Below are 969 nucleotides of genomic sequence, written 5' to 3'. Positions count from 1 at the left end.
GCATCTGGCAAAGGCTGCATGACCTCTACTTTTGAGTGCCCCTAAAAATGGGGGGATTACCATGTCATCGATGTGCTGAAGAATCGTAGCGTGGTCAAGCATGGGGGCGTGGTGAGGTATTTGCGGGTCAATTCCGACGATCATACCCCAGAACCCACGCCATACCTCGCTTATATGAGGGGATTTATAAGGTCATGAGCGGCAAAAAACTGAGATTATTGCCGTTTGATTAGATTGCACATGGTTAACTAGTACAATGGATATCTTAGATTGGGTAAGAGAGCTAGGATGTAAAAATAAGGCAACTCCTGTAATTGATTTTTAAATCATTATCTTGTTGATTTGTATATTATATTTAATCACCTGTAAAAGAGCGTATTAATGTCTAGATATACGTGCAAACTGGTCTTATAAACGTTAAAAGTCTCGAGATTCTATTGTCACCTCTTTACTGTGTACCGGATAAACATTGCCGTTTTCGGCAATTTTCATCCTAAAGATCAGCCATGTACTGCCGTTAAATATACCGAAGCAATCGAGGGGTGTTCGGAGTCCAGCGTTTGCACTACTAGGGTGTCTGTTCGTTCAAGCAGACACCGAACATAAGAGACAGGTTTGTTCAGCCTGTTCTTTTTAACGAATGGCGGGACATCGTTTAAGCGATGCAGTCCGCAGTCGAATGTTCTTCGGGAGAGTATATTTATGGCTATGTATATCAACACCAACACGTCATCTTTAAATGCACAGCGCAATTTGATGAATAGCTCCAAGTCACTGGATACCTCTTACACTCGTTTGGCTTCCGGTCTGCGTATTAACAGTGCCAAGGACGATGCGGCTGGTTTACAGATTTCTAACCGAATGACGTCTCAGGTTAACGGGTTAGATCAAGGTAATCGCAACGCAAACGACGGTATTTCTGTAGCACAGACTGCTGAAGGGGCGATGGATGAGGTGACGGGTATGCTG

General features: G+C 43.7%; 1 pseudogene. It reads left to right on the top strand.

The features are described 5' to 3' along the window. Positions 1-702: 702 nt before the first annotated feature. Positions 703-969, top strand: a pseudogene (gene flaB, locus CUC53_RS12375) (flagellin B); the annotation flags it as partial.

Source organism: Aeromonas cavernicola (genome assembly GCF_002795305.1).
Taxonomy (GTDB): Bacteria; Pseudomonadota; Gammaproteobacteria; order Enterobacterales; family Aeromonadaceae; genus Aeromonas; species Aeromonas cavernicola.
Note: the sequence above shows the minus strand (reverse complement) of the source record. Positions and strands in the feature narration are given on the sequence as shown.